The following is a 2,642-nucleotide window of genomic DNA, read 5'->3' on the forward strand; positions in this document are numbered from 1 at the left end:
GAAAAGTAGGAGATGACTATTGGTTAAACCGTCAAAAGTTAGGCAGACTCCATAATTTTTATAATATTATCGAAAATTGTACGGGTAAATACATTGCCTTATTAGATGGAGATGATTATTGGACAGACCCGCTTAAACTTCAAAAACAAGCTGATTTTTTAGAAGAAAATCAAGAATATGCGGGTTGTTTTCATAAAATAAAAGCTTCGTTTGGGGATAGCCTTGTTGAAGATACTGCTATTGAAAATCGCTATGATAAAGTAAAAGATAAAGCTAAAATTACAAGAATGGATTTACTTCGAGAAGGCAATTTTATTCATTCTTGTTCCTTTGTTTTTAGAAATAAATCATTTGTTTTTTCAGATGAGATGATAAATACACCTGTAGGTGATATTTTATTTTTTCTAAATGTTTGTTCCAATGGTTATTTAAAACGAATTGACGACTATATGGCAGTGTATAGAAGAGGTACAGGTATTTATTCTTCTTTATCATTAGTTGAAATGTGTAAGAAAAAAATGCAATATCACATGTGCATTTTAAGTTCATTGGTTGACTTAAACGAAAGAAAATTATTTTTAAAAATCAGTTTGGAATTGATTGATCAATATGAGAAAGTAATCCGATGGGATGAAAAATCAATTTTTAGTAAAAAAATAGATTCTCTTAAAATTTTAATATTTAGATTCATTAAAAAACATAAAAATTAAAATGAATTCATCTTCAGTTTATATTGTTATTGTAACCTATAATCCAAAAAAATGGATAGATCAATGTTTTTCTAGTTTGAGAAATAGTACTATTCCGTTAAAAACAATTGTCATTGATAATGGTTCTACTGATGGTTCGCAGTTAATAATTCAAGAAAAATATCCTGAAGTTGATTTCATCGAAGCAAAGCAAAACTTGGGTTTTGGTAAAGGAAATAACATTGGAATCAGAAAGGCTTATGATGCGGGAGCCGATTTTGTTTTTTTATTAAACCAAGATGCTTGGATTGAAAACAACACCATTGAAAAATTAGTTGAGGTTGCAAATCAAAATCCAGAATTTGGAATAATTAGCCCTATGCATTTAAATGGAAGTGGAAGTACATTAGATTATAATTTCTCCTATTACATTGCTACAGGATTGTCAAAAACCTTATTTTCGGATATGTATTTGAATACGTATGAAAATAAAATATACAGTCAGAAATTTGTAAATGCGGCGGCCTGGTTGATAACAAGAAAATGTATCGAAAACGTAGGTGGATTTAGCCCTTCTTTTTTTCATTATTCCGAAGATGATAATTATTGTCAAAGGGTTTTATATCATGGATTCAAGATTGGAGTAGTTCCCATGGTTAAAATTTATCATGATAGAGATAGTACTAAAAAAGGTGTCTATTTTACTGATTTCAAGCTTAATTTTAAGCGAGAAATGATTGCTGAGTTATCTAATCCTCACAAGATGGATGTTTTAAAGTTTTTGTTTCGTAGAGTAAGAATTCAGGACTGGAAGGATACTATTGTAAAGTTGAAAATCATAAGAACTATTGACTTTAAATCTATAGTCCGAAACAAAAAATTAAGCAAAATCAAAGGTCAAACTTTTCTTTAAAATTAATATTGTTCCTTTAAAAATATTTTATGATTACTAATGATTTTAAAGTTACAGTAGTTATGCCAGTATACAATGCTGCAAAGTATGTAGAAGAGGCATTATTGTCTGCTATTGATTTACCAGAAGTTGGTGAAATCATTTTAATCGAAGATGGGTCAAAAGATAATTCTTTGGCAATTTGTGAAGGACTTTCAAGAAATTATGAAAAAGTAAGTTTGTATATTCATGAGAACAATCAAAATAAAGGTGCATCTGAAAGCCGAAATTTAGGAATTTTAAAGGCGAAGCATGAATATGTTTCTTTTTTAGACGCTGATGATATTTATAACGTTAATAGATTTGAAAATGAACAAAATATATTTCTGTCAAATCCAGATGTAGATGGTGTTTATTCGGCAGTAGGTTATATCAATGAACCTGATGGGAAAGTTTTTACTTTGAAAAGAGTTGTTGAACCTAAAAAATTATTTCACTATTTGCTAAGAGGCACTTACGGGCATTTTCATACGAACGGAATTACTATTAAAAAAGAAATTTTTAATAAAGTGGGTTATTTTAATCCAGAATTGCTTTTGCACCAAGATTCTGAAATGTGGCTCAAGATGGCATTCAAAGGCACTTTAGTTGGAGGTGAATTAATAGTTCCAGTGGCTCTAATTAGAAGGCATGAAGGCAATAGGATTTGGGTAGGACAAAATGATACAACCCGATTATTAGTGTATCAATCATTTTTTAATTGGGTAATTAATAAAAAAATATCAGTTTTTAATCTATTAATTCTTGCTAGAAAAATCTCAATTTTCCAATCTAAAGTTCTTAAAAAGCCTTTTGTTTTAGTGTTTATTAAGAATAGTTTTCAAGCACTAATTGCAAAATTAAAAAATCTACAATGCCTTATTTCAGTATAATTATTCCCTCTTATAATAGAGCTCACATTATAAGCAGAGCAATACAAGGAGTTCTGGATCAAACTTTTCAAGATTTTGAAATAGTAATCGTTGATGATGGATCAACTGATAATACTAAGGAAATCCTAC

Annotated in this window: 4 protein-coding genes; all 4 read left to right on the forward strand. The window is 29.2% G+C overall.

What is annotated here, in order from left to right:
• Positions 1-710 (forward strand): glycosyltransferase (locus ACKVOD_RS02680; protein ID WP_409207939.1); only part of this gene is annotated, 710 nt, incomplete at its 5' end.
• 1 nt (position 711) lies between these two features.
• Positions 712-1,602 (forward strand): glycosyltransferase family 2 protein, encoded by an 891-nt coding sequence (locus tag ACKVOD_RS02685; protein ID WP_409207940.1) that lies wholly within the window; start codon positions 712-714, stop codon positions 1,600-1,602.
• Between the two features lie 29 nt (positions 1,603-1,631).
• Positions 1,632-2,513 (forward strand): glycosyltransferase family 2 protein, encoded by an 882-nt coding sequence (locus ACKVOD_RS02690; RefSeq protein WP_409207941.1) that lies wholly within the window; start codon positions 1,632-1,634, stop codon positions 2,511-2,513.
• Positions 2,495-2,642, forward strand: a 148-nt coding sequence (locus ACKVOD_RS02695) for a glycosyltransferase family 2 protein (protein ID WP_409207942.1), incomplete at its 3' end; no start/stop codon positions are given. The genes ACKVOD_RS02690 and ACKVOD_RS02695, both read left to right, overlap by 19 nt.

It is taken from the genome of Flavobacterium sp. (assembly GCF_046155325.1).
Lineage (GTDB): Bacteria > Bacteroidota > Bacteroidia > Flavobacteriales > Flavobacteriaceae > Flavobacterium.